At 37.5% G+C, this 26708-nt stretch carries 20 protein-coding genes; 12 read left to right on the top strand and 8 right to left on the bottom strand.

The annotated features are described in order from the left end of the window. Positions 1-42 precede the first annotated feature (42 nt). Positions 43-1266, bottom strand: a complete 1224-nt coding sequence (locus tag PVK70_RS03280; RefSeq protein WP_130047902.1) for a hypothetical protein — start codon at positions 1264-1266, stop codon at positions 43-45. Positions 1267-1529: 263 nt separating this feature from the next. On the opposite strand from PVK70_RS03280, the gene PVK70_RS19090 reads away from it, so the two are divergent. The 3 genes from PVK70_RS19090 to PVK70_RS03270 are packed head-to-tail and all read left to right on the top strand — an operon-like array spanning position 1530 to position 3877. After that, on the top strand, positions 1530-1766 hold the full coding sequence (locus PVK70_RS19090) for a helix-turn-helix domain-containing protein (protein WP_130047903.1): 237 nt from the start codon (positions 1530-1532) through the stop codon (positions 1764-1766). Then, a complete protein-coding gene (locus PVK70_RS03275) occupies positions 1747-2748 on the top strand; it encodes an OmpA family protein (protein WP_130047904.1) in 1002 nt (333 codons plus the stop codon). The genes PVK70_RS19090 and PVK70_RS03275 overlap by 20 nt, the downstream gene beginning before the upstream one ends. After that, entirely contained in the window at positions 2732-3877 is a 1146-nt protein-coding gene (locus tag PVK70_RS03270) for a hypothetical protein (protein WP_130047905.1), read from the top strand. Before PVK70_RS03275 ends, PVK70_RS03270 begins: the two co-directional genes overlap by 17 nt. A gap of 78 nt (positions 3878-3955) precedes the next feature. Here PVK70_RS03270 and PVK70_RS03265 read toward each other — a convergent pair whose 3' ends face one another. Beyond that, positions 3956-4651, bottom strand: coding sequence for a DUF3334 family protein (locus tag PVK70_RS03265; RefSeq protein ID WP_274441266.1), 696 nt, complete (start codon positions 4649-4651; stop codon positions 3956-3958). A gap of 266 nt (positions 4652-4917) precedes the next feature. Here PVK70_RS03265 and ydiJ point away from each other — a divergent pair, with 266 nt between their 5' ends. The 5 genes from ydiJ to udp all read left to right on the top strand — a co-directional run bounded on the left by ydiJ (position 4918) and on the right by udp (position 13705). After that, the gene (gene ydiJ, locus PVK70_RS03260) at positions 4918-7950 is read left to right on the top strand and encodes a D-2-hydroxyglutarate dehydrogenase YdiJ (protein ID WP_130047907.1); all 3033 of its coding nucleotides are present in this window, start codon (positions 4918-4920) and stop codon (positions 7948-7950) included. Positions 7951-8111: 161 nt separating this feature from the next. Continuing rightward, positions 8112-9704 (top strand): hypothetical protein, encoded by a 1593-nt coding sequence (locus PVK70_RS03255; RefSeq protein ID WP_130047908.1) that lies wholly within the window; start codon positions 8112-8114, stop codon positions 9702-9704. Positions 9705-9832: 128 nt separating this feature from the next. Then, a complete protein-coding gene (locus PVK70_RS03250; protein WP_130045608.1) occupies positions 9833-10249 on the top strand; it encodes a CBS domain-containing protein in 417 nt (138 codons plus the stop codon). Positions 10250-10402: 153 nt separating this feature from the next. Then, positions 10403-12715 (top strand): zinc/cadmium/mercury/lead-transporting ATPase, encoded by a 2313-nt coding sequence (locus tag PVK70_RS03245; RefSeq protein ID WP_130047909.1) that lies wholly within the window; start codon positions 10403-10405, stop codon positions 12713-12715. A gap of 231 nt (positions 12716-12946) precedes the next feature. After that, a complete protein-coding gene (gene udp / locus PVK70_RS03240; RefSeq protein WP_130045612.1) occupies positions 12947-13705 on the top strand; it encodes a uridine phosphorylase in 759 nt (252 codons plus the stop codon). Positions 13706-13841: 136 nt separating this feature from the next. On the opposite strand, the gene PVK70_RS03235 is transcribed toward udp, so the two are convergent. After that, positions 13842-14993 carry a DUF1887 family protein gene (locus PVK70_RS03235; protein ID WP_130045620.1) on the bottom strand — a complete coding sequence of 384 codons (1152 nt, stop codon included), beginning with the start codon at positions 14991-14993 and terminating at the stop codon, positions 13842-13844. Between the two features lie 232 nt (positions 14994-15225). On the opposite strand from PVK70_RS03235, the gene PVK70_RS03230 reads away from it, so the two are divergent. Then, on the top strand, positions 15226-15699 hold the full coding sequence (locus PVK70_RS03230; protein ID WP_130045621.1) for a DUF2947 domain-containing protein: 474 nt from the start codon (positions 15226-15228) through the stop codon (positions 15697-15699). Between the two features lie 75 nt (positions 15700-15774). Here PVK70_RS03230 and PVK70_RS03225 read toward each other — a convergent pair whose 3' ends face one another. From PVK70_RS03225 to PVK70_RS03210, 4 genes are all read right to left on the bottom strand, one after another. After that, complete coding sequence (locus PVK70_RS03225) at positions 15775-16077, bottom strand: hypothetical protein (protein ID WP_130045622.1); 303 nt, start codon at positions 16075-16077, stop codon at positions 15775-15777. Positions 16078-16215: 138 nt separating this feature from the next. Next, on the bottom strand, positions 16216-19032 hold the full coding sequence (locus tag PVK70_RS03220) for an Hsp70 family protein (RefSeq protein WP_130047910.1): 2817 nt from the start codon (positions 19030-19032) through the stop codon (positions 16216-16218). A 134-nt stretch (positions 19033-19166) separates the two neighbouring features. Next, entirely contained in the window at positions 19167-20987 is a 1821-nt protein-coding gene (locus PVK70_RS03215; protein WP_130047911.1) for an Hsp70 family protein, read from the bottom strand. Continuing rightward, a complete protein-coding gene (locus PVK70_RS03210; protein WP_130047912.1) occupies positions 20987-21619 on the bottom strand; it encodes a DUF2760 domain-containing protein in 633 nt (210 codons plus the stop codon). Before PVK70_RS03210 ends, PVK70_RS03215 begins: the two co-directional genes overlap by 1 nt. Positions 21620-21865: 246 nt before the next feature. Here PVK70_RS03210 and PVK70_RS03205 point away from each other — a divergent pair, with 246 nt between their 5' ends. Together PVK70_RS03205 and PVK70_RS03200 are read left to right on the top strand one after the other, a co-directional pair. Then, on the top strand, positions 21866-23383 hold the full coding sequence (locus PVK70_RS03205; protein WP_165367222.1) for a sensor domain-containing diguanylate cyclase: 1518 nt from the start codon (positions 21866-21868) through the stop codon (positions 23381-23383). Between the two features lie 90 nt (positions 23384-23473). Next, positions 23474-24004, top strand: coding sequence for a 3'-5' exonuclease (locus PVK70_RS03200; protein WP_130045626.1), 531 nt, complete (start codon positions 23474-23476; stop codon positions 24002-24004). A gap of 393 nt (positions 24005-24397) precedes the next feature. Here PVK70_RS03200 and PVK70_RS03195 read toward each other — a convergent pair whose 3' ends face one another. After that, a complete protein-coding gene (locus PVK70_RS03195; protein WP_130047913.1) occupies positions 24398-25768 on the bottom strand; it encodes an L-cystine transporter in 1371 nt (456 codons plus the stop codon). 254 nt (positions 25769-26022) lie between these two features. Here PVK70_RS03195 and PVK70_RS03190 point away from each other — a divergent pair, with 254 nt between their 5' ends. Next, positions 26023-26667: a thiopurine S-methyltransferase gene (locus PVK70_RS03190; RefSeq protein ID WP_130047914.1), complete on the top strand. Its 645-nt coding sequence runs from the start codon at positions 26023-26025 to the stop codon at positions 26665-26667. Positions 26668-26708: the final 41 nt, after the last annotated feature.

Here is a 26708-nt window from a genome sequence, read left to right as displayed (position 1 = left end):
GCAGGACACATAGTGCCCCGCTAACATATTTAAATGATAAAGTTATGGTTGTACAGGTGATGCGGCTTCTATTTTACAAATATAAAATCCTTGGTAAAATGCATTAGAGGTGATGTATTCATCTTCACTCCCTGAAATAGCTATAGTCGTTCCCCAGCCATAAGGAATATCAAATAAACCATCACTGCGATCTTCGTTCGTCCAATAGTTAGTTGTGCCAGGCCAGTCTTTTGTAAATGTGGCATCATCTTTACCAAATGCTAATAGTTCGGCATTGGTAAGATGTTTTGCCTTAGGTGAAACTGCAGCACAATATTTTTCGAGCAAGTTATCACCACTGGCTGGTGATACTCTAGGGGCTAAAGCAAATTTAGTTGTACCAACAGTTTCTAAAGCATAGCTATCATCTGATGGGAATAAAGCTTTAAATTGTGCTTCTGTTGGAGGAAGGATGAACTTACCGGAGTTTGTATCTTTATCTTTTACTACTCGAGAGTCACAGTTTGTAGAGTTCATCGTTGGTGTTTGACCCTTTGTCGATAGGGCAAAAGAACAGTAACTTATATAATTAATATTAGTAAGATTTAAACCAGTAATTACTTCAGTATAAGTCGCATCTTCTAATTTATTTGATGGACCAGTGTAAGATGATAACTCTATTGGACTAGTAAGAGCTACGCCAGTTTCGTTTTTAAGGAAAATATACATATTCTTAATGAATGGTATAACTGATGCATCAGCTTGAGCTGAACCAATATACTTAGTCTCTGTATTTAATGTTAATGAAGTATCTTCATCAAATATAACTTCATCGGAGACAATTTTATCATTAAGAGACCAATAATCCACTATAGATAATGGTGTTACACTTGAACGAGTTGAGCGAGCTGCAGGGCGAGTTATTGGTGTTTTATTTTTGTGTATATTTAAACTGTTTGAACATTCCATTGACTCGTTATTAACTAGGCATAAACGAATATCTTTATTAATATCAGTTTTGCTTGGTATGTATAATAAACCATTAGCAAGAATATTCTCACCTTCATCTAGCCAAATGTAATTATTTATCTCTCCCTCCTCATTATAGATGAAAGTGGGTTTTCCATTATATTTAGAAAAGATTGGGACTAGTGTTGGTGCTGTAATCATGCTCCCATCGAATGAGTGAATTTCTATGTTTGATGCAAAGCTTAACGTTGGTATTGATGCTAATAACCCACACGAAATTAATGTAACTTTTCTTTTTATAGAATATAATTTATCCATTTCTGACGCTCCTTAATAGTTATACTAAAAATATACTCATAGGCATTTAGTGCTATACGAGTATTATTTTTATAACATGATAAATAACCGGTTTAAATTGCAAGTTTTACTTAATTTTACATTACAATCAAAAGTATGAGGTTAAGCTCAAACTTTATTACCTTTATAGGTAATTTCGTAGTAATTAATTTATAACGTTGCTAGTGTCGTTTGGATAATAAATATGAAGTTTTAATAATAATTTTTAAATAGTTGGTGCTTTAATGAATAATAGTTCTCTTTTAAGTAAGAAGTTAAGTAGGAAAGAGTTAGGTCGGTGCATAAGAAATATCCGACATGAGCGAAAATATACACAAGCAGATTTAGCCGATTTAGTCGGAACTTCGTGTAGTCACATTAATAAAATTGAATCAGGAAGTTTAGATTTAAGGTTATCGACATTAGTTTCGATATGTAATGCATTGAATATAGAGGTATCAGATGTTATCCCTAAGTTTTAAATGCATTTATTATGTTATATTTGCAGTGTATTTACTTTCAATTAGTAATGCACATTCAATGAATATTAATAATTTATATTTTGGTGCTAGTTTAGGTTATTCTTTATTAAATAAAAGCTGCAGTAATAATTATTTAAAGTGTGATAATGATGATGTTGGTTTTAGTGTTTTTTCTAGTTACAAACTGAACTCTTATTATTATGTCGATGGTTCATTTAATAATTACGGAAATTATAGTGCCTCATATACCGGTTATGATATAGGAGTTGTTTTAAGTAGTTATGAACTTTCATTAAGAGATGACTATATTTTAAGTTTTGATGATTCTGGGTTTTATCTAAAGTATGGGATTGGTCGTTTTGAAATAGATTCTAGTTCAACACTTAAAAATAAAAATCATAGTGAATATTCACCATTAATAGCATTTGGATATAATTATGATTTGACTTCAAAAGTAAGGTTACAAGGTGAATATAAATATTCACATTCAATTAACAATAGTGATCTGCATTTTTTCTCGTTAGGTTTTTCATTTAATTTTAATGATGTTGAGAGTAATAAAGTAGCCGTGCATGTTAATGAACTTGAAGATATTAATAAAGGTTATAATGATGAGTTAAATGTTGAAAGTGAACGGTATGTTTTAAAAATAAAAATAGTTATTGATAAGTATGGGATTGGATCTTTTGAAATACCCGATGAAGATGTTTCATATTTTGATGATATTATTAATAACAAGGGCATTATAAAGAATATTATCATAAATGGGCATTCTAGTAGTACAGGAACAGATTTATATAATTATAAATTATCCTATAAACGGGCTCATTATGTCGTAAACTATTTAAGTAATAAAGGTATTGATATAAATAAAATAAAAATAGTACCTTGGGGAGATAAACATCCTTCTGCTGATAACAGTGTTGAAGAAGGCCGAGCTTTAAATAGAAGAGTTGAAATAATATATGAACAAAATAAATAAGATGTTAAATGCGATTGTTATTGTATTTTTGTTTCAGGCTTTGCTAGGTTGTAAGTATAATGATGATGGTATTCTAAAGAATGATAAAGGTATTGTATCGGGCAGGAGTAACGATTTAATTAGTATTTCTATTTCCGCTGAGGAAAGCCAGTTTTATAAGAACGGAACCTATACTATACCAATAGATTACCCTGTAAAATTTAAAGCAATAGCTTCTTATATCGATGGTAGTACAGAAGATATATCTTCAACTGTTAGTTGGGAATACTCAGGGTCTAATACTATTTCTTCAAGCTTATTAATGTCAGGGATTGTTCAAGGAAATCAAGCAGGGGAAACTGTAGAGTTAAAGGCCGCTATGAGAGAGGTTGATAGCGACATAGCCTCTATTCAAATAGAACTTCCAACTATAGTCAAACTTGAGGTATCGCATTATGATTTAACAACATTAAAATCTATGTCTATTTTGGACTATAGACAATTATTTGCTATAGCATATTATAATAATAAAGAAAAAAAAGTTATTGAAAATGACATTACGTGGTCGGTAAGCAACAATAATGTCAGTATATCAGATACTGGCTTAATGCATGGAGTATCTCCAGGTGTAACTGATATTACCGTAGAGAATTTTGATGGTATTGTTAGTCAGCCTTTAACTTTTGACATTTTTGATCCAACAACTTTATTTGTTAAGACATATTGTGCGACGGAATTTATTACTATTAATCACAATGGAATAAATAAGACATTCATGTGTCCTCAGTATGATGCATTTCATGGTGATTATTTTTATGAATTCGGTTCTAAAGGTTCTTATTTATCTATTACAAGTCTATATGGGTATGATGATGCTGTTAATTACTGCAATGCATTTAATGATGGTTACCGTTTACCAACCCTTGAAGAGTTGCAAGCGCTATTAGGGACCGTTTCAATTGATTATTCTAGTATTAATAAAAAATATGGTTTTTATTTCTATTATGGCTGGTCTGTCAGTTTACCATATTGGACTTCATCTCGGCCGGGACCATCGAGTAATAATTATTTTCTTTATATGAGGGATACTAGGTCATATTCTGTAGCGGCTAATGCTGATGACCTTGTGTATGTTACTTGTGTTAAATAATTAAACACTTAAGAGTGCTAATGGCCGAGTAATAGGTAATTATTCGGTCATTAGCTAGAATATTGATTTATTATTAAATCAAATACCTAATTCATCAAATAATGAATCATCAAAATCTTGAGAACTATCCTTTTTACTCTCTGATTTTTGATTACTTCCTGATTTATGCTGCTCAAAAAGATCATCAGCATTAAATTCTTCTTCTTCTTCAAACTCTTCAAGTTGAATAAATTCAGTTTTATCCATTGCTAGCTCAAGATAGAAGATATGATTATTTTCTGTAGTAAAAGTAACGCGACGGGCTTGAGGGCGATCTAAATTAGTATCAACTGATAAGATCACTTGCTTGTTTAGTGAAAGCATCTTTGGTTGGTTTTGTGAGATCGTCGTTTGCAATGTTTTGCGGATCTGGCCTGTAAAGTCACCAACGATTTGGTTCATTAATTCACCAAGAACATCTCCAACTTCATCTGAAGTGTGCAAAATAGCAAGTTCTTCATCTGGCATGCCCATATTACGCATATACTTTGTATACAATTCTAGTGCGGCATCTTTAGTAAAGTTTGTTATTACTAACCCAGAGAAGCCCCCATCAAAGAGAACAAAACACCCAAAGTCTGGCTTTAAACTCGTTTTAGTGATTTTTTGAACCATTGCTGAATAGTTCACTGAACTTTGAGTTGCTTTACTCAGTACGCCTGACATTGAGCGACAAAGTGTTAATAAAATATCATCAGTAGTGATTGTTTTGCTTTTTCTTATTGCAGGTTTCATAACGTTCTCTATAAAAGTGTTACGGCGATATGAATTACACAAGCAATAAATATGCCACAGAATCAAACCAGAACGGAGTAGTGTTACTGGTTTGCGCGGTGTATCTGCCTACTTATTTTTAAATGAGAAACAAGACTGATAGGCAAAAAGACAAATATTTAGCCGATATAGCATAGGTTAGATGTTTTATCCATTCGAGATGTTGTAAAGTGTGTATAGAATAACATAATGACGCTGAGGATCAGCGATTAAAGGAGCATGGAGCAATGTTACCAGTATTACCATTCCAATCTACTATTGACCCCAAAGTAGTTGGTTATTTAGAAGCATTAAAGAAAACCGATTTTAGTGGTGATATCGAAACAACCTATTCGAGTCGTTTAGCCGTATCAACCGACAACAGTGTTTATCAACAATTGCCACAGGCGGTATTGTTGCCAAGAACCACTAAAGACGTTGAGTACCTAACCAAATTAGCAAACCAAGAACAGTATAAAAGCATCACATTTTCTCCTCGTGGCGGTGGAACAGGCACAAATGGACAGTCATTAACAAAAGGCATTGTGGTCGATTTATCACGCCATATGAATAACGTTCTTGAGATCAATATTGAACAAGGCTGGGCGAAAGTTCAAACCGGTTTAATTAAAGATCAATTAAATGATGTACTTCGACCTCATGGTTTTTTCTTTTCACCTGATTTATCAACCAGTAACCGTGCAACCATTGGTGGGATGATTAATACCGATGCATCGGGGCAAGGTTCACTTAAATATGGAAAAACCTCCGATCACGTATTAGGAATTACAGCCGTTCTTGTTAATGGATCGTATTTAAATACAGAGCTCACTTATGATGAACAGCCAGAACCTATACAGTCTGTTTTAGATGTTACTGCTGGAGTTTGTCGCCAAAATCGTCAAAAAATAGAAGATAAGTTCCCTCCATTGAATCGTTTTTTAACGGGATACGATTTAAAAAACGCATTAAATACAGAAACCGATCAATTCGATATAACGCGAGTGTTATGTGGGGCAGAAGGGTCATTAGCCTTTTTAACCGAAGCGAAAGTCAATATCACGCCTATTCCAAAAGCCAGAACCTTAATCAATGTAAAATATGATACGTTTGATGCAGCATTACGAAATGCCCCATTTATGGTTGAAGCTAATGCGCTTTCTGTAGAAACCATCGATTCAAGAGTACTGAATTTTGCAAAGCAAGACATTGTTTGGCATAGCGTTAGTGATTTAATTGCTGATGTTCCAAACAAAGAAATGCTTGGCTTAAATATGGTGGAGTTTGCAGGAACAGAGCCAGAAGTGGTTGAACGACAAGTTTCGGAGCTTATTGAAAAGTTAGAACAACTTATTGAATCAGAAGCTGCCGGTATTATTGGTTATCAAATAACGCAAGATGTAGCTAGCATTGGTCGTATTTATACGATGCGAAAAAAAGCCGTGGGATTATTAGGTGCAACGAAAGGGGCAGCAAAGCCTGTTGCTTTTGCTGAAGATACCTGTGTGCCACCAGAGAACTTGGCTGATTTTATTCAAGAGTTTAGAGAGTTATTAGATTCACATCAGCTCAACTACGGTATGTTTGGCCACGTTGATGCTGGGGTACTGCATGTTCGTCCTGCGTTAGATATGTGCGATCCAAAACAAGAAGCATTAATGCATACCATTTCAGATCAAGTGGTTGCTTTAGTGTCAAAATACGGTGGTTTAATGTGGGGGGAGCACGGTAAAGGCTTCCGTTCAGAGTATGGACCTGAGTTTTTTGGTGAAGAGCTATTTCTAGAGTTACGTCGCGTGAAAAGTGTTTTTGACCCTCACAATAAAATGAATCCGGGAAAAATCTGTACGCCGTTAGACAGTAATGATGAATTAGTTAAAGTAAGTGATACAAAGCGTGGATATTATGACCGCCAAATTCCAATTGAAGTAAGAGATAGCTTTAATCAAGCGATGGAATGTAATGGTAATGGTTTGTGCTTTAATTATGAAACAAGCTCACCAATGTGCCCATCAATGAAAGTAACAGCAGATCGTCGTCACTCTCCAAAAGGGCGAGCAGGGCTTGTTCGTGAATGGTTGCGTCAATTATCAGAACAAGGAATTGATCCTGTTGAATTAGAGCGAGAACTTCTAACAAAGCGTCCCTCGATTAAGCAAATTATAGATCGTATTCGAAATCGTATAAATAAAGATAAAGAATACGATTATTCGCATGAAGTGCATGACGCAATGATGGGCTGTTTAGCTTGTAAAGCCTGCGCAAGCCAATGTCCAATTAAAGTGGATGTACCAAGTTTTCGTTCGCGTTTTTTAAATATCTATCACAGCCGTTATCAGCGACCAATGAAAGATTACATGGTGGCGAATATTGAAACTATGTTGCCGCTCATGGCTAAAGTACCCAAAGTGATTAATGGCATATTAAAACAATCTGCAACGAAAACGTTAACGAAAAAAATAGTAGGCTATGTTGATATGCCTTTACTGTCTGTTCCCACGTTAGCTGAACACTGTCAGAAGAAAGATATTTCTCCATTTAACCTAGAAAAACTGAAAGGTATTTCTGAAAAGGAACGTAAGAAGCATGTACTGATTGTTCAAGATCCGTTCACTAGTTATTATGACGCTGGTGTCGTGAGTGATTTTGTTGAACTCATTCAACGCCTAGGATTAAAGCCCGTATTGTTGCCATTTAAACCCAATGGCAAAGCACAGCATGTAAAAGGTTTTTTAAAACAGTTTACAACCACAGCTCAAACAACAAGTGAGTTTTTAAATCAAGTTTCTGAATTAAAAATATCAATGGTTGGCGTAGATCCTGCATTAGTTCTTTGCTATCGGGATGAATACAATGAAATTTTGGCGGATAACCGTGGTGATTTTACAGTTTTGACAGTGCATGAGTGGTTGTATCCTAAACTATCTTCTTTTGATAAAGCGACGGTGTTTGATACAAGGCCTTGGCAATTATTTGCCCATTGTACTGAAAAAACTAAAATGCCAAATGCTGAAAAGGAATGGGGAGAGATATTTACTCATTTTGGATTAACATTAAATACGGTCCCGGTAGGTTGTTGTGGTATGGCTGGTACTTATGGACATGAAGCGGATAAATTAGAGAGCTCAAAAGCAATTTATGATTTAAGTTGGAAAGGTAACTTAGCTAATTTAGATAAAGAGCGCTGTCTGATCACTGGGTACTCATGCCGAAGTCAAGTAAAGCGCTTTGAAGGAGAGCAATTGCAGCATCCTTTACAAGCGATATTGACGAATATTTAAATAGCTTAATTCTGCGTTATTTTGTGATAAAGTAGCGCAGAATTTCCGTGAGTTAGTTCACGTTATTTTGCATATATGTTGATTTATATGTAATTTAGTGTTTCTTTATATTTACGGGTTGGTATGTTGTTGGTGTTACTTTTGTTAGAGTTATATGATAAATGAGCAGTGCTGAGTTAATTAGACGCATTCCACAAATGAATGTGTTGGTTTTTACTGAAAAAAGAGAGCGTAGTACTCAGATCCGTCAGTTTTTTCAGAAAGCAGGCTTTAAGAGTGCTGATTCTTTTAATGTCAGTATGAGAGCTTCAGAATTACCTGTTTATGACTATTATTTTATTGAATACCATTATGCTGATCATGAAGTAATTTGTGAGATAGTTAACCACGCTCGTGAAAAAGCTAAGTTTGGTAAACGTCCTATTTTTATTATCGACATTGATAATGATGACTCACTAGTTGATGATATTAATGCAAGAGAGCTTTTTCCTGATTTTGTTGTTAATAGTCCAATTAATTTTGGTTATATAGATGATTTAATTAAAAAATCCTTTAATTTAACCTTGCTTATAGAAAAGTTGGTGGGCGAAGTCAAAGGATCTCAATCCGCTTTTATTCAGCGCGCACAGACTTATCCAGGAACATATAAAAATCGAATGTTACTCAATATGACTTTAGAAGAGTTGTATAAAGCGAAAGATTTTTTAACTTTTAAAAAAGTGTATCAGCGTCACGACAAAAGTGAAATAATGCCTCAGAATTTAATGGCGTATTGTCATGTGGTAGAAAAACCAAAAGCAATCCCTGTTCTTGAGCTTTTACTTCGTTCGAAAAAGTACTTATTCAAAGCAAACTTAATGCTTGCTGATATTTATACTGAAGCAAAACAGCTATCTAAAGTCCAAGCTTCTTTAGCAAAAGCTTTTGAATATAATCCAAAAAATGACAATGCTTTCTATTCTTATTTAAAATTTATCATTGAAAATAATGAACCCGCATTAGTACATAATATGGTAATGAAACGTTTTTATCATATAGGTATTAATCCTACGACATTAAATCGTATGATCATGGATATTGCAGACATTGTTTACAAGTCAAATATGACCTTAAATAAAGATCAGTATCGTCGTTATTTTGGGCAACTTATCATTACGCTAAAAAAACGTATAGCGATGGATAAGCGTGATGAACTACAGGGTTATATTAATATTTTTATTGCTCGTCAATTGTACAAACAAGGCAAGCGTTATAAAGCCAAAGCAATAGCGACGACTTGTTATCACCGCTTTTTATCTGAGCGAAAAGTAGCATCAGATGAGTTTCGTGTTGCTGCTTTTGGTGTATTAGCAATGTCAGGCGAAGTAAAGCTGTGTGTTGGTCTATATAAAATATTTGATCAAGCGAACCTAAAAAAGAATGCGCCTCAGTTGTTACAGCAAGGTATGACGCATTTTCAAAAATTAAACAAAGTTTACCAATGGCTAAGAGGACAAACGTCTTCAGATGGTAATAAAGCACAGTTGATTAAAATTGGTCAAACGTACCCTTATTCATCAGACTTAAACTACATGCTGCTTACTCTAACGCTAAAAGGTAAAAATTTGATGAAAGATCCTGAAAACATTAAACAATGTTTGACGGTGATTCATAGAATGGAAAGAACAAATAACACAGCAGGGTATGAAAACGTAATGTCATCCGTTGAACAAAATAAGAAAATCTTAATTGATGTTTTGTTGGGTGGTTCATAGATTTAGGTAAGTTTTTGCTCAATAGGTTTCATCCATCACAGAGATAGGAAAGAGTGATTTAGCTTTTTTCTAAAAATAGTCCACACTTAAGTTATCAAAACTGATTGATAGCACGTTAGGGGGCTATGATGGAAAATAAAAAAGTAAAACAATACATGAGCGCACGACCTCTTTATTTGACAGCGGATATGTCATTATCAGCGGCTTTGGATCAATTTATTACTTCGCAGCATATTGGCGGCCCTGTTGTAAATGAACAACGTGAAGTGATTGGCTTCATTTCAGAGCAGGATTTGATTAAGTCGCTAATTGGTGTAAGTTACCATTGCCAAGACACGCACGTTGTTGCAGATGTAATGAAAACAGAAGTACTTACGGTTACACCTGAAGATACGATTATTGATTTGGCGCAGACCATGACTGCAAATAAACCTAAAATTTACCCAGTGGTAGAGGAAGGTAAGTTAGTTGGGATAATCACTCGTCGAAATGTACTTCAGGCATTGAGTGAGTCAATTGGACATTGTTTCAAACATCCAGTGTAGATATTATCTCTATAATATTTTGATATAATTAAAAATTAAGACACTTCGGTGTCTTTTTTTATATGTGAGCAAACTTATCCTTGACCTTGGAGTTAACTCTAAGGTCTATAGTTAGTGTAGATAAACAAATTACCTAACAGAAAGGATTTCCTCATGTGTACTACTCATAAAACCACTCATAGCCAAGATCATAAGCATAACCCATCAAGCTCATGCTGTGCTGCACCAAAACTCACTTCGATAAAAGCAGAAAGCGCGGTAGTTGATTGCTGTAGCAGCGTTGATAAAGCAACAGATACGGACTCATGTTGTGGAAGTGATCCTGGAGAGTCGGACCCCCTAGTTGTCACCGCTAAAACATCGAATAACGGTTCGTTATCTCGCAGCTGGCTTATTGCTGATATGGATTGTCCAAGCTGTGCTGCTAAATTGAAAAAGGCCATTCTTGCCATCCCAGAAGTTATTGATGCAAAGGTAATCTTTGCGACAGAGAAACTGACCGTAAGAACAAATAGTGAAGCTGTATTTGCTCAGGTTATTAGCGTTGCTAAGACTACGGGATTTCCCTTGTCCGATATGGGTTCGAAAAGTACATCTGAGATCGAATCTCAGCCATTTTGGAAAAAAAATTTACTGCTATTAATCTTGGTTGCCTTTTTAGTTATTGCAACGGGTATTAATTTAGTCAATAAAGAGCTAGGAACTATCGCATTCACTGTTGCTGGCTTGTTTGGTTTAATTCCTATTGGCCGTAAAGCCATTCGTTTAGCAAAAAATGGTTCCCCATTCTCAATTGAAACGTTAATGACAGTAGCAGCTATTGGTGCTGTGTATTTAGGTGAAACGGTTGAAGCAGCAATGGTTATCTTATTGTTTATGTTAGGTGAACAATTAGAAGGCTACGCATCGGCGAAAGCAAGAAGTGGCGTGAAAGCATTAATGGATTTAGTGCCAGATACTGCATTGCGAATCAATAACGATGGTACAAAAGAAGAAGTAGCAGCATCAGAATTAAACGTAGGAGATAAAGTTCAAGTTTCTCCAGGCGATCGTTTAGCCGCAGATGCGATTTTACTTTCTGAATTCGCTTCTTTTGATGAAAGTGCTTTAACAGGTGAATCTGTACCTGTTGATAAGAAGGCAAACGATCCATTGATGGCAGGTTCTATTGTTAATGATCGTGTCATTGAAATTCAGATAACATCAGCTCAAGGTGAGAATGCAATTGATCGTATTCTTCATCTAATAGAAGAAGCAGAATCACGCAAAGCCCCATTAGAGCGTTTCCTGGATAAGTTCAGCCGTTGGTACACGCCAGCAATGATGTTGATGTCATTATTGGTCATCATTATTCCACCACTGATGTTTGGTCAATCATGGGATACCTGGATTTATCGAGGTTTAGCAATGCTATTGATTGCTTGTCCTTGTGCGCTAGTGATTTCTACGCCAGCAGCGATTACTTCTGGTTTAGCTACAGCGGCAAAACGTGGTGCATTAATTAAAGGGGGCGCTGCATTAGAAGAGCTTGGTCATATTCAAAACATCGCATTTGATAAGACGGGGACGCTAACCCAAGGTAAGCCAGTATTAACTGATATTCGTGTTTTAGTTGAAGCTGAAACTGAAGAAAGTATTTTATTTCAATCAGCAGCGGTTGAAATGGGCTCATCTCATCCATTAGCAAGAGCCGTAGTAATAAAAGCGCAAGAACAAGGGTTAACTGTTATTGAAGCCGATGAGCGTGAGACCGTTGTTGGGAAAGGCATTAAAGGAACTGTTAATGATCAATATATTGAACTGTATGCCCCGCAGCAGTTTGATGGTGAGGTTACTCCTGAAATCGAAAGTCAAATATCGTTCTTAGAGCAACAGGGTAAAACGGTTGTACTTGTGCTGATTAATAAGCAGATCTCTGGATTATTAGCGTGGCGTGATGAACTTCGTCCTGATGCTAAAATGGCTGTAGAAAAGTTAGTTAAATTAGGTATAAAACCAATCATGCTTACTGGTGATAACGAACGTGCAGCAAAAGCGATTGCTGAAGAGTTGAATATTGACTATAAAGCGGGTTTATTGCCATCAGACAAAGTGAAATACGTTGAGTTGTTAACTGCACAGGCAAAAACAGCAATGGTCGGTGATGGTATTAATGATGCACCAGCAATGAAGACTGCTTCTATTGGTATTGCAATGGGTGGAGGAACAGATGTTGCCCTTGAAACCGCAGATGCAGCATTAACTCATAACCGATTAGAAGAACTAGGGCCAATGGTTGCACTATCAAAAGCAACACTGAGTAACATTCATCAGAACATTACTCTAGCGCTTGGTTTGAAAGCCGTATTCTTAGTGACTAGTTTATTTGGTATTACTGGTTTATGGGTTGCTGTACTAGCTGACAGTGGTGCAACAGCCTTAGTTACCTTAAATGCACTTCGTTTATTACGCTTTAAAGAAAAGTAAATCTTCTTGCTGAAAAATAAAGAGAGATACCTCTAATAAAAGCGCTCATAGATTGAGCGCCTTTCATTTTTATGTGATGCCAATCGGTTTTCCTTGCAAGAGTGTATATTATCAACATTCCTTTCGGGATCTTAATCACACTAATGCAAGAGGTGTTTGGGTAAAGTAACTTCATCGAATCAATTATAACTAATTAAATTAACGCGACCCTACAATCGCAAGGAGCTAACCATGACAGCAGCAGTATTCCATTTAGGCGTAACACAGGCAGATCTTCAAGGTGCAGAAATGGCGATCATTCCTGGTGACCCAGCGCGTGTTCAAAAAATTGCAGAGCAAATGGAAAACCCTAAATTTCTAGCAAGCCACCGTGAATATACAGTGTACCTAGCTGAGCTAGATGGCAAGAAAATTGTAGTATGTTCAACGGGTATTGGTGGCCCATCGACTTCAATTGCTGTTGAAGAGCTAGCGCAATTGGGTGTTCGTACTTTCCTACGTGTAGGTACAACAGGCGCAATTCAACCTCATGTAAATGTAGGTGATATGATTGTGACTACAGGTTCTGTTCGTTTAGATGGCGCTAGTCTTCACTTTGCTCCAATGGAATTTCCTGCAGTTGCTGACTTTGATGTTGCAACGGCAATGCGTAAAGCGGTTGTTGATCAAGGTGCAGCGGTTCACACAGGTGTGACAGCATCAAGTGATACTTTCTACCCAGGTCAAGAACGTTACGATACGTTCTCTGGTCGTGTTGTTAAGCGTTTCCAGGGTTCTATGCAAGAGTGGCAAGACATGGGCGTACTGAACTTTGAAATGGAATCAGCAACATTATTAACAATGTGTGCAAGCTCTGGTTTACGTGCTGGTTGTGTTGCGGGTGTAATTATTAACCGTACACAAAAAGAGATCCCAGATCACGCAACACTAAAAGAAACTGAAGCACGTTCAATTAAAGTTGTGATTGAAGCTGCTCGTAATCTTCTATAATAGAAGAACATAAAAAGCTACTAAGATGCCGTTGGTTCAAATGAATCAGCGGCATTTTTGTATCGAGAGTACACGTAGAAAATAAAAAAGACCAAATCATCGGTCTTTTTATAGTTAAATTAGTTTAGCTCAATAATCAATGACCACCAGCGGCTAAGAACCAATTGAGAAGATGCTTTTTAAGATCTCCTAACTCATCTGGACCAATAATCGCTAAGCCTAAATCTTGCGCTCGCATAATGTCGTTATTACGTAGAGGGCGGAAGCTCACCAACATAGCTCGTGCTTGTAAGCCACCTAGAAGGTCACGTAACGACTCTAATTTATAGAGAGTGTCATCGCCATCATCACGCATGCCTTTGGTCTTACATTCAATAATATGCAGCTTATTGTTCACGATACTAACCACATCTAGCTCGTTACGAACGTCTTTATCACCAATTTCACGGTGAACTTGAACATTCAAAGAGTGATCTTGAAGTGTTGGTAAATATTGCTGAATATCGACCACAGTATTATGAACTAATATCTCTAACCATTCACCGTTAGCTAAACGTCGAGCTTCTTCGCAATCAAACGTTAAGGTGCCGTTTTCATAGGTAGCTAAACCCGTTTCAACAAGATCAGTCAGTAGCATATTAAGTTCTTTATAACTCTGCTGCTTCTCTGTCACCTCAACATCAAGGCGTTGTTCTTTACGACAAGTCGTTGCTAAGTAGTTCAATGTAGCAAGACCAGGGCCTAATTCTAGTGCATTACTTGCCCAACGCTGACAAAGCTCACGCAGACGTTTATCAATGCTCTCTGGAAGTTCAGATTCAGAAAACTCACAGCGTGCGCCAAAGATAGCAAGGTAATCACTTAAACGGATATTATCAGCTACGTGTTTTTGTTTGCGACCATCAGGGTAAAGCCAGCATAATTTATCGCTGAATGGTTCGACAACAAAAATTGGCCAATGATAAGAGCGGAACACTTCATAGGCAGAAAGAAGACGATGTCGAAGGCCACAGCTTGCATTTAATTTAATGTCGCTAAAATGATGTTTCATTTCGGCGGCTAATGCTTGCAAAGATTCTTTAATTAAATGAGTGTCTACAATATTTGGGATTTCATAAAAATCAGAAGTAATTCCCTTATATTGAAGTATGGTTTCTAAGCGATGAAACATATCTTTCTGTGTCTCGTCGCCAATAAAAATCATATGCTCGCCTTTTACGGAGAGATCAAGGAGAGGGGTTACAAGACGGACGGGGTCTTGATCTAATATGCCAACATGCGTGATCATGAAATAATCCTTGTAATGGTGATTACACATAATGAAGCAGAAGGCATGCGTAACCGAATAATTATAATTTTAAGTACATACTAGTTTATAGAATTAGTATGGTTTTTCTATTCAATACTATTGTAATGAGGGGCTTAATGATAAAAATCAACCCATTGTTAAATATTCTTATTTGGGCTTAATAAAAAAAGACGATAGAATAGAGCCACATGCCTTAAATACAGAATGAACTATGAGCTATTTACCTTTAGATGAATACAATCGCAAATGGATTTTTACTCATCAATCAATGCCAGTTGATGATGAATTATTGTCATTAATTAAGCCATTCACTCAAGCAAAATCTGCTCAAGTTTGGAATGATTTTATTAGTGCGAACAGTCCAACGGCAGATCATTTTGGTTCGAAAGAATGGCCAATGAAACAAAGCTCATGGAGCAATGAGATTGATTGGCAGCATCGCTGGGATAGTGATAATGAAGCATTGCCAGATGAAGTATTAGAGTTTATTGATTGGGCTGACGATGTAACGGTTTATTTTTGTTATGAGAAATACAATCTGATTGAAACCTCTTGGGGCACATTTAAGAAAACATGGAAAAACTTTTTATTTTACGATGACTTACCAATACTTATCGGAAAGAAGAAAGCACAAGCATTGTGGTTTAATTCGAAAGGTAAAGTGAAGTTAGGCTCAAGAAGTTAATTACGATTAGCGATAAAATTAAAAAAGGCTCAGAGTCATTAACTTTGAGCCTTTTTGTTTAATATCGCTGATAGTTTAAGAAGGAGTTCTTGTAATCACGTACTCTGGCGCGTGTATTTCAAGATAATGTGAAAAACTATCTAGCTCTGCTTTTAAATCTTCAGTGCTTGCTCTATTTAAATGGATGATAAAACGTTGAAACTCATTGATATCCAATATCTGTTTATTATACATAATCCATTCAATAACTAGCTCTTGAGGGGCAGGAATTATTTCACTAAACCTCTTGGCTGCATTGCGTAATTCTCGAGTACCGAAGCGAAACCAACCAACAAAATAAAGTAACACCATACTCGCTAAAATAACGATATGGAACATTAAGGTTACCTAAAAATTGTGATGAATTCAGTATACTCAATCCATCACTTTTTTGAAGACAATTTTAGTTAGTTTGCGAAGCTTTGACAAAAAAGAAGCAAAAAGCGTCATTTGTTTTATTTCTGTCATGCCAACAGTTTAATTAATTAAACGTAACCCAGCTGGTAGAGCGTCACCGAAAAGTCGTTTAGAGTCCGCTTCGCTTAATGCTTGCTGACTAGAGACGAGATCTATCCAACTTTGTGGAGAGCGACTCTTCTTCAGTTTATCAATAATACTTTCACGTAGTTCATCTGAGACATCTAAGGTTCTATCACCAGTCAATCGTGCCATCATAACTGCGGCAAAACCTGCCATTGGTTGTATTTTCCAATCTTGAGCTAATAGTGTTGGTAACCATTGAGCCACTTGGGTTGCTGGTATTAAATTATGCTGACTACCATAGAATGGAGAGCGAGAACAAATACGTCCTAACGCCCACCAATGGACTTGCGGTTGGTTGTCATTTTTTGCATGGCCTAATACCCAAGAGGCAATCAGTGTCTTATCTTCAACATCCAGATGCTCAAGTGCAGCAGCTAGACGAACCATAGCTTCATAACTTTTGTTACTGGCCTCTTCTAATGTTTTTGGATTACGCAAAGAGCCCGGGTGTAGGTATTTTGCCATATCAGCCAAAATGGTTTCTTGCTGCTCTTGGCTTAAACCACCAGAGATACGACGCCAGAATGTCCACCAGTCGTTCCAAGATTGTTTCGACTCGAATTGAATGCCTTGTTGATAGGTTTCCCATGCTTGAGATATCTTCCATTCATCGGCAGGGTAGCCAAAACCAGGACGCAGAGCAAAACCTGTCATTTTTAACCAGTTTTGTTCATGTTTATCAGAACGGCGGCGACGTTTTTTACTGTCAAGTAATGCGGTTGCTAGTTCCCGTGAGGTAATTAAATCCCATGATTCACGTTTACCTATCAGCTTCTCTATGTTTTTAGAAAAGGCTTTAATGGCATTTGGGTTTTGTTTGCTGCCGCCATAAGCCTCTTTAATACTTGCTATAGCATTCGGTAGACGAGGAGGAAGGCTAATTTGATCCGCAAGGTTAGCACTTTTATTGGAGGCTTGATTACGTACTTCAAATTCGACTAACCAACGCTGTGAATCGTCCTCAACAGAAACACATTCAATCTTAATGGTGCCGACTTCTGTGAATTGACAGGCTAGGGTTACTTCAACGCGATCTTTTTGGTTTGCGTGTAGATCATCTTTTGATTTACTTGATTCAAGTGTTACGACATAAGGCGGTAAGCTAACAAAACTTGGATCGGCTAACTCAGTGATCATACCTGAGGTAGCAAGCTGATCTTTTGTTGTTGAAAGCAAATTAAAACGAACAGGTTCGCCCAATGTTAGTGAGAAACGGCGGCTTGTCATGCGAATTTCTTCACCTTCGTCGCTGCCTTTTGCCAATAAACATAAACCTTGTGGCTGTTTATTTTTCTCTTCTAACTGTAAATAGAATGAACGCGCAGAGCCACCACCGATTTTTAATTGTGCACCATGACGTGCTTTACCATAAGCAACGGCACCATAAGCAACGGCCAAGTCAGGGTGGGGGTTAGATAATTGAGTGACAGTGTCACCTTTCCAGTTGTTCATCAATTCAAGTGAACGTTCAGCAAGGAGAGGGCTATTAAATACGCCACCGTTTAATAATAGGCCAACAGGAATAGCACGATCTTGATGAGCAGCTAAATCATTATCATCCCAACCGAGTGCTTTTGCTGACACTTCTTTATGATTATCCAAGAACTGAGCTAAGTGCTTACTGATAGCAGGATCAGAAGCGTAAGGTAAGCCAAATTCAACAACAGCGGTTTGACGTTGATTTGGACGGTCATTAAAGTCAGTCAGTGGTAAGAATCCATCAAGCGCAATTTGATGAACTTCTTCTTTGGTTAACTCAACTTTACGACTGCCACCTAATAATTTAGAGCCAGACCCTAATAGAGTGATATGGCCAGATTCTGGTGCATTAGCTGACAGTAAACGTTCTTTGGTTTTACGCGTTTGTTGAATAAGTTTAGTTAACGCGGCTGCCGTCATTTTCTTACCGCTGTCTAAGCGTTGCTCAGCTAAATGCGCTAAGGCTAAATCAATGTTGTCACCACCTAACATTAGGTGATCACCCACGCCAATACGATCAAGTGCCAATTCGTCTTTATTAAAACGCGCTTGGATTAAACTTAAATCGGTAGTGCCGCCGCCTACATCGCACACCACCATTAACGGAATGTTCTTTAGAATGTCTTTTGCAGTGTCTTGATGATGGTGATACCAGTCATAACAAACGGCTTGTGGTTCTTCCAATAGAATGATCTTATCAAGACCTGCCAGTTTTGCGGCTTGTATAGTAAATGAACGAGCACTCTCATCAAACGAAGCAGGAACAGTAACAACCACTTCTTGAAGTTCCATTGGCGCATCAGGGTGGTGGTAATTCCAAGATTGACGAACGTGGTTTAAATAACTCGCACTGGCAACAATAGGAGAGACTTTCTCAACATCTTCTGCGCCTGCCCAAGGCAGAATATCTGAGGTACGATCGACTTTAGTGTGGGATAACCAACTCTTAGCACTGACTACTTGGCGACCTTCTACTTTTGACCCTAATTCACGGGCCCATTCACCAATGATTGCGTTTTTTATTTCACCATCAATCGCTTTTACATTCCAAGGCAGTGTTAGGTCATTTTCAGTGATTTGGCTTTGTGAAGCATGGTAACGAAATGATGGAAGTAGGGGTTTACGAGCAACTTCACCTGGTCCAATTAATTGGTCGATATTGAAGATTTCAATTGGGCTAGTTTCAATACCAAGAGAAATATCAGTATAAGCCACAACAGTGTGAGTAGTACCAAGATCAATACCAATTAAATAACGATTAGAAGAACTCATAGAAACTCCATTGAAGCTGCAATAAAAGAGAAAGCGGCAGCGATAAAATATAGGGGCATATAGTAAAAGAGTTCAGCCTCCATAACGGTGACTGAACTCTTAAGATGCGCAACTAGCGAAGAATAATATCCAGATTACGCTTCACGAACATCAAACTCAACGTGCCATTTCTCACCGCTATCAGCAGCAATGGCTTCAAGATAAAGAGTACCAAGTTCTGTCACTTTAGACGCTAAACGAACAGGAACAACCTCACCTGCTGTGCGGCCTTCAGTAACTGGAAGCGTGACTTGAATAGCTGGAAGTTCTTCTAGCTCTTCTGGCATCCAGAAATCTAAATGAGTACCGGCTTGATCATCGCGACGAGTCGTTGAACCGTAGAATTTAAACTGTACTGGCTGACCAATTACCAAACCAAATTGTTGGCTAGGAACATCAGCATGAGAGCCTTCTTCCATGCCAAATGGAGCAACACACAGCGCTTCCATTGGTGGTTCCATTCCTGGAATCGCAGGCATAGAGCTTTCGATACCAACATAGTAGCTTGATGCGATACCACCACGGATACGAACACCGTTACCGGTACGAACAGAGCCGTAGTAAGAAGCACCAGCCGCAACAGCTAAATCAAGGTCAAGACCTTCAAGCAGTTTTGCGTCTTCCGCTTCGCCATCGATTAACCACTGATTAATAATGCTAAGTAGACGCTCTGCAAGTAGGTTTGATTTTAGAACACCACCATTTAAAAGAATGGCCGTTGGTTTAATAAAATCGGATTCGTTTTGCTGACCAAATACTTCATCAGTTGCTGCTTGTTGACGAGTTAGGAAGCTAGCAAGGTGACGAGTTACCGCTGCATCTTGTGCATAAGGAAGACCCATTTGAGTTAATGCACCACGTGCAGATTGAACTGGGTGCTCAGTCACAGGAACAACAGGGAAGAAGCCTTCAACCAAAGTTTGTTGTACTTCTTCTTGAGTTAATTCCGTTTGCAGCGTGCCGCCTAACAATTTAGACCCACGGCTAGGAACCACAATTGGAACTGCACGTAACTCTGAATCATTAAGAAGGGCTTCTTTAGCATCACGACAAGCGTGAGTCATTACTTGAATTTGCCAAGGTTGCAGTTGTTTACCTTCTTGCGCTAGCTTCATTTTTAAACGATAAGCTAGGGCTAAATCCATGTTGTCGCCACCAAGAAGAATATGATCACCTACCGCAACACGGTTTAGGCTTAAATTACCTTCTTCTTCAGTAACAGCAACTAATGATAAATCCGTTGTACCGCCACCGATATCAACCACTAAAATAACATCGCCAACCGATACTTGGTCACGCCATGAATCATCGTTATTTTTGATCCAGCTGTATACTGCCGCCTGTGGTTCTTCTAATAACGTAAGATTACGAAAGCCAAGATTATTTGCAGCTTCTGCTGTTAAATCACGCGCAGCAGGGTCAAATGATGCAGGAACGGTAATCGTAATGTCTTGTTCATTTAGAGGATGTTCAGGGTTTTGAAAATCCCATGCGTTTTGTAAATGCTCTAAATAACGCTTAGTCACTTCAAGAGGTGACGCTTTGATCACTTCTTCTGGACTATTTAGCGGTAAGAATGCTTCACGACGGTTTACGCCACCATGACACAACCAACTTTTTGCACTTGCAATTAAGCGAATTGGCGTTTTGCTGCCAAGGTTACGAGCAATGCTACCAACAATTGCGTTTGGTTTGGTTGTCCAAGGAAGGCTTGTATCACCTTCTAATAGTTCAGCTTCATGTGCTTGATACATGAAAGAAGGCAGCTGCGATTTTTCTTCAACTTGACCTGGTGCGGTTAGTTGAGGGATTGGCATTACTTGAACGCTTGCGTCTTCATCATGTAAATCTACATAAGAAAGAACACAGTGAGTTGTACCTAAATCGATACCAATGCTGTATTTAGCTTGTTCCATTACAGTTCAACCTCTGCTGGAGCAACGATTGTTGCGTCATAACCTTCAGCCAGCTTTGGTAGCTTCACTTCCGCAACTTTCCAACCACGGTGAATTAATGTGCCATTAAATGGAGCTTCACCTACTACATTACCCGTTAGACGAATTTCCGATGGGTTAAAACCAGCAGGAATAGATAAACGAGATTCTTCTTCTTCAGTACGAACTGGAGTAAGAGTGAAGTAGTCTGATAATACTTTTTGGCCGCCTTCATGAATAACACGAGCTGCTGCACCAACTTCGGCATCAGCAAAACCTTTAAGATCTTCTTGCATAAAGTCGATAAAACGTGCTTCTTTTTGTAATAAAGCCAATAGTTGTAAAGCAGATTCAGGCGTTGATGCTTTTACTTTTGGCTCAACTTCGATGATTTTCTCAATGATCTTTTCAACTTCAACGACTTTTTCGATTTCGACGATTTTTTCTACAGGTTTCTCAACTTCGACGATTTTTTCGACTTCAACTGTTTTTTCGATCTCTAGCGCTTTACCTTTCTTCGTTATGTACAATAATGCAAATAGAGCAGATGTACCGAACAGGACAATGTGTCCTAAATCAAAGGTAGAAGGAATAGCATTCAAGTCAAAATTCATAATTCATTCTCTATATTCTAGGGTGCTTAGCACCAAACGTTTCTAACTAAATTGTGGCTAATAGTAGCATATTCAAGGGATAAGAGATAAAAAGAAGGGCAATCAAAGCGACTAATATATGCTGAATGATGTAATTTTGAACAGAATGAATCAAATCTGAGTAATAAAAATTAAATATGGGCTTTTGGTTTCGAAAAATTCAAAATTTTATTAGAATTAAAGGGTTATCAACCGTTGGAGAGCAGAGTGTTTAAGAGTAATTACTTTTATGTAATGACCAGTTTTTTGTTAGCTCTATCTCTAGGTCTATTAAGTATGAGGTTCGTTTATCTATCTGATTTGGATAATAATCAAAAGAATTTCTATAAAGAAGCAGATAGACAGTCAGCGCTGCTTTCGATGTTAATAGATAAAGATATTGATTTTATAGGTGCAGGGGCAAACTTCTATCAAGTGGGCAGTAAAAAGGATTGGTCTCAGTTTCCTTTGTTTGCGGATTCATTATTGCATCGTTCTAATAGTCTGATTTCACTTCAATGGATGGAGAAAGTGGAAGAAAAAGATATTGATGATCATTTTAAACAAATACATAAAAATTATCCCTTAGCTCGATTATATACCGTCCCAAAAGATCAACCTAAAATCTATGGCTATGTGATGAAAAATCATGAGCCCATTTATATCGCAACCGATATTTACCCAAGAGATGAGAAAAACACACCTTTAATTGGATTTTATTCATCAAGAGAGCGTTTTAATCTCGTCGTTGAAGAGTTTTTAACAACGGGTCGACCAAGTGTTTCAGATAAAATTCGCTTACTGCAAGATAGTCTTGATCAGAGCGCTCAAAAAACAGGCATGCTAGTTTATCACCCAGTATTTACTTCAGATAAAACATCGTTAAAAGGGGTAATGGTTGGTGTCGTAAGAATTACCAGTTATTTTGACCGCTTGGTTAATTCTACCTCATTAGGTGAGGAATTGGTTGTACGTATTATTGATACAGGGTTTGATGCTGGCGATGACCCAATTATGTACCAAAGCAGTACATGGAATAGTTTCAAAGGGTTGGATTATACAACCAGTGTTAAAATTGAAAATCGACTCTGGAAAATTGAATATAAAATAGATAATAAATTAACTGAATATCAAAGACTCACGTTGATCTGGTTGTTTTTTGGTATCTTAACGATTTCAATGCTTATTGCGACACTAACCTCTGTGGTTACTCGAGATAAACAAAGAATTGAAAATTTACTTGAGATTAGAACCAAAGAATTACGCTATATGGCAATGCATGATGACCTTACTGGTCTATTAAATCGTCGAGCCATACGTGATGTGATTAGTCGTTATATTGAAACAGAAAAACCGTTTGCTTTATTGTGTTTTGATATCGATAAATTTAAACAAATCAATGATACCTATGGTCATCCTGAAGGTGATCAAGTTTTACGACATATTGGTCATTTAATGTCTGAAACGTTAGGAAATAATGCTTACGTCTCACGCCTTGGCGGGGATGAGTTTTCTATTGTGCTGAAGTTGAACAGCCTCGATGAATTAACGTTAATGTCAGAACAAATTCACAAGCTTGTCGCTACGTCTCCAACTGTGTTTAATGATTTAGAAATTGACCAGACAATTAGTCTTGGCGCGGTTCTTTGGCAAGGTGAAACTCTTGAAGAGTTATTGAAAGCTGCTGATCAAGCGTTATATCAAAGTAAAGCTATGGGGCGTAATCAAGTGACTATTCGCGGCTGAATTTTCAGCAATCGATTTTTATAGTATCGCGCTTATCATTTTGTTTAGGTAGAATAGCGCCTCCGTTTTATTTGAGTACCAAGGATCTCCATGAACTTTAATCGTATCGTCTGTTTTGACTTAGAAATGTGCTGTTGGAATGTTGATGGCAAAGGAACAACAGGGGAGATCATTGAAGTAGGATTAGCGGAGATCGACTTAATTAAAGGTGAAGTTGTTAAACGTGCTCAATATTATGTGAAGCCAGAAAAAGACGAAATATCTAAGTTTTGTGTTGAGTTAACAGGGATCTCTCCTCGAAAAATAGAAAAACAGGGTAGACCATTAGCTGACGTATTGAAGTCTATGATTAAGAATTTCGGTGGAACCAATAAAATTTATGCAGCATGGGGACACGATGAGCAAATTCTTGATGCTGAATGTAGAGCAAAAGGCATAGAAGTTCCATTCAGTGAATTCTTAAATCTGGCAACCATTTATCGTATTAAATCACGTAAGAAAAATGAGCGAATGGGCCAAAGAAAGGCGATGGAAGAGTTAGATATTGAATGGGAAGGCAGACAGCATTCTGGTTATGTTGATGCATATAACCTTGCGCAATTAGCATTGAAAATATTATAGATTGTAATAGGTTATTTAATAGATACATTAAAAAAGGAGCTGATTAGCTCCTTTTTTTGTTCGATTCAATCGAACTTATTTATTATCACGTTTGTATAACTCAACAAATGAACGCTGATAAGCAGTTGCGATTTTAGTTATGATTTTCTTAGCCATAGCAGCGTCACCTTTTAACTTGATTATTAGAACGAGGTATTTCGTCTCTGTATGGCGCGCATTATAGATAAATTTTTTATTATTTCTAGCAAGTAAAATTGTTTTTTAAGATTAGTTTTTCTAATGTAATCTTCGTCATATTTAACATGAATACAAATGGAATATTCATTAGGTTTAAACCATAAAAAAGGAAGCCATTTTGGCTTCCTTTATTGTCGCTAGAGTATATGTTTTTGTTTACGCTTGCGCACTTTCTACTTGTTCATCAGTACTTTTTTCACCAAGAACTCGACTTGTAATTGTACCCGCTGTCATTGCGCCACTTACATTAAGAGCAGTACGTGCCATATCAATTAACGGTTCGATAGAAATAAGTAGGGCAGCAATCGTAACAGGTAAGCCCATTGCAGGAAGAACGATTAATGCTGCAAATGTAGCCCCCCCGCCAACACCAGCAATACCAAACGAGCTTACCGTGATAATGGCAACTAAAGACAGAATAAAGTGAGCATCAATTGGGATCCCCATTGTTGGAGCAACCATTACCGCTAGCATTGCAGGGTAGATACCCGCACACCCATTTTGACCAATAGTAGCACCAAATGTGGCAGATAAATTCGCAATTGCAGGTGGAACGCGCAGTTTTGTGATTTGAGCTTCAACATTTAGTGGGATTGTTGCTGCTGAGCTACGAGAGCTGAATGCAAACGTCAATACCGGCCAAATTTTCTTGAAGTAATCAACAGGGTTTACACCAACAAACGAAACCAATAAACCGTGAACAACAAACATCAATAAAATAGCAATGTAAGAGGCAACAATGAAACCAAGTAGATTTAAGATATCGGCAGCATTGGATGTAGCAACAACTTTAGTTAGTAGCGCCAAGATGCCATAAGGGGTTAGTGCCATTATCATTTTAACTAAACGCATAACAATTGATTGAGCTACGTCTACAAAAGTATTAATTGGACCTGCTAGTTCTCCTTTCTCTTGACTCACTTTACGTGCAGCGATGCCTGCAAGAATTGCAAAGATAACCACAGCAATAATAGAGGTTGAGCGAGTACCCGTTAAATCAGCAAATGGATTTGTAGGGATAAAGCTAATTAGCATTTGAGGAATTGTCAGGTCACTAACACTACCAATGCGAGACTCTAATACCGCAACTCGAGCCGTTTCACGAGCGCCTTCAGTTAAGCCTTCCGCAGTTAAACCAAAAGTGTGAGTTACTGCAATACCAATTAAGGCAGAGATCATTGTTGTGACTAAAAGTACACTAATAGTAACGCCGCTAATTTTTCCTAAAGAGCCTGATTTATCGAGTTTAACAACCGCAGAGAACATAGAGACTAATACTAATGGCATGATAACCATTTTTAGTAATCCAACATAACCGCTACCAACAATATTCACCCAATCAAGAGTAGTCTTGATTACGGTACTGCCTTCTCCATGAATGACATGAAGACCTAAACCATAAAGGCTACCAGCAATTAAGCCGATAAGAACAAGGCGAGACAGCGTATATTCTTTACGTTGTTGGATATTAAGAAAGAAAATGAGCCCGATAAATACGGCTAAATTAATAATGACGGCTAATGACATACTGCTTTTCCTTGTTATTTACGCGCTCGTTATTTTTTCATTTTGAAACAAGCCCTTTGTATTTTTAACCATAATAACGGTAAGGCTTTCGGTAAGGTAATTGATAAAAGTTATCTTATATAACCAAATGGAATATGCTTTGTATTTTCGGTTATAGATAAAGCAATAAGCTGATAAAATGAGTATTTGTAGAACAGAATAGGGGGATGAGGTACCATTTCTGAATAATAAAAAGTGAGTGGAAGGAAAAGTAAATGGAACATGAATTCTGGGAAAGTAAGTGGGCTAGTAATGTAATTGGTTTTCACCTATCAGATACAAACCCAATTTTGACTCAATATTGGTCAGCGTTAAAGCCGCAACGTAGTGATACGGTATTTGTTCCTTTATGTGGTAAATCGATGGATCTCGATTGGCTTGCTGAAAAACATAATTCAGTCACGGGTGTTGAGCTAAGTAAAATAGCCGTACGTGCTTTTTTTGCTGAGCGCTTGTATACACCAACCGTTACCGCATTAACTAGCACTCTTGAGTTATATGAATTTGATGAGCTAACCATTTATTCTGGTGATTATTTTACCGCGCCAATTGACGCTACAGATCTGATTTATGATCGCGCAGCATTAGTCGCACTCCCTAAAGAGATGCGTGAAGAATATGTACAAGTATTACGTTCTCGCTTAAAAGAAGGCGGACGCATCTTATTGGTAACGTTAGATTATGACCAAACTGAAATGGCAGGGCCTCCATTCTCTGTGCCAGAGGATGAAGTACGTTCACTATTTTCAGGTATGACAGTGACTCGATTGCAGCGTGATGAAGCTGATGCAAACCATCCTAAAATCAAAAAAGGATTATCACGCTTTGCGGAAGAAGTGTGGTTGATTGAGAGTGAATAAATAGTCAGAATACGAAAGGTGGCTATATAAAATTGGTCACC

This window comes from Aliivibrio sp. A6 (assembly GCF_028765505.1).
In the GTDB taxonomy this organism is placed as follows: Bacteria; Pseudomonadota; Gammaproteobacteria; order Enterobacterales; family Vibrionaceae; genus Aliivibrio; species Aliivibrio finisterrensis_A.
This window is presented reverse-complemented; position numbering and strand designations above follow the sequence as displayed.

What these genes read in the sequence shown, in the direction of transcription:
- PVK70_RS03215 (WP_130047911.1), bottom strand. Translation starts at nt 20,987, where the DNA reads ATGGAACAAGCTAAATACAGCATTGGTATCGATTTAGGTACAACTCAC.
- ydiJ (WP_130047907.1), top strand. Translation starts at nt 4,918, where the DNA reads ATGTTACCAGTATTACCATTCCAATCTACTATTGACCCCAAAGTAGTT.
- PVK70_RS03225 (WP_130045622.1), bottom strand. Translation starts at nt 16,077, where the DNA reads ATGTTCCATATCGTTATTTTAGCGAGTATGGTGTTACTTTATTTTGTT.
- PVK70_RS03245 (WP_130047909.1), top strand. Translation starts at nt 10,403, where the DNA reads ATGTGTACTACTCATAAAACCACTCATAGCCAAGATCATAAGCATAAC.
- PVK70_RS03195 (WP_130047913.1), bottom strand. Translation starts at nt 25,768, where the DNA reads ATGTCATTAGCCGTCATTATTAATTTAGCCGTATTTATCGGGCTCATT.
- PVK70_RS03210 (WP_130047912.1), bottom strand. Translation starts at nt 21,619, where the DNA reads ATGAATTTTGACTTGAATGCTATTCCTTCTACCTTTGATTTAGGACAC.
- PVK70_RS03230 (WP_130045621.1), top strand. Translation starts at nt 15,226, where the DNA reads ATGAGCTATTTACCTTTAGATGAATACAATCGCAAATGGATTTTTACT.
- PVK70_RS03250 (WP_130045608.1), top strand. Translation starts at nt 9,833, where the DNA reads ATGGAAAATAAAAAAGTAAAACAATACATGAGCGCACGACCTCTTTAT.
- PVK70_RS03255 (WP_130047908.1), top strand. Translation starts at nt 8,112, where the DNA reads ATGAGCAGTGCTGAGTTAATTAGACGCATTCCACAAATGAATGTGTTG.
- PVK70_RS03190 (WP_130047914.1), top strand. Translation starts at nt 26,023, where the DNA reads ATGGAACATGAATTCTGGGAAAGTAAGTGGGCTAGTAATGTAATTGGT.
- PVK70_RS03200 (WP_130045626.1), top strand. Translation starts at nt 23,474, where the DNA reads ATGAACTTTAATCGTATCGTCTGTTTTGACTTAGAAATGTGCTGTTGG.
- PVK70_RS03270 (WP_130047905.1), top strand. Translation starts at nt 2,732, where the DNA reads ATGAACAAAATAAATAAGATGTTAAATGCGATTGTTATTGTATTTTTG.
- PVK70_RS03280 (WP_130047902.1), bottom strand. Translation starts at nt 1,266, where the DNA reads ATGGATAAATTATATTCTATAAAAAGAAAAGTTACATTAATTTCGTGT.
- PVK70_RS03275 (WP_130047904.1), top strand. Translation starts at nt 1,747, where the DNA reads ATGTTATCCCTAAGTTTTAAATGCATTTATTATGTTATATTTGCAGTG.
- PVK70_RS03235 (WP_130045620.1), bottom strand. Translation starts at nt 14,993, where the DNA reads ATGATCACGCATGTTGGCATATTAGATCAAGACCCCGTCCGTCTTGTA.
- PVK70_RS03220 (WP_130047910.1), bottom strand. Translation starts at nt 19,032, where the DNA reads ATGAGTTCTTCTAATCGTTATTTAATTGGTATTGATCTTGGTACTACT.
- PVK70_RS19090 (WP_130047903.1), top strand. Translation starts at nt 1,530, where the DNA reads ATGAATAATAGTTCTCTTTTAAGTAAGAAGTTAAGTAGGAAAGAGTTA.
- udp (WP_130045612.1), top strand. Translation starts at nt 12,947, where the DNA reads ATGACAGCAGCAGTATTCCATTTAGGCGTAACACAGGCAGATCTTCAA.
- PVK70_RS03265 (WP_274441266.1), bottom strand. Translation starts at nt 4,651, where the DNA reads ATGAAACCTGCAATAAGAAAAAGCAAAACAATCACTACTGATGATATT.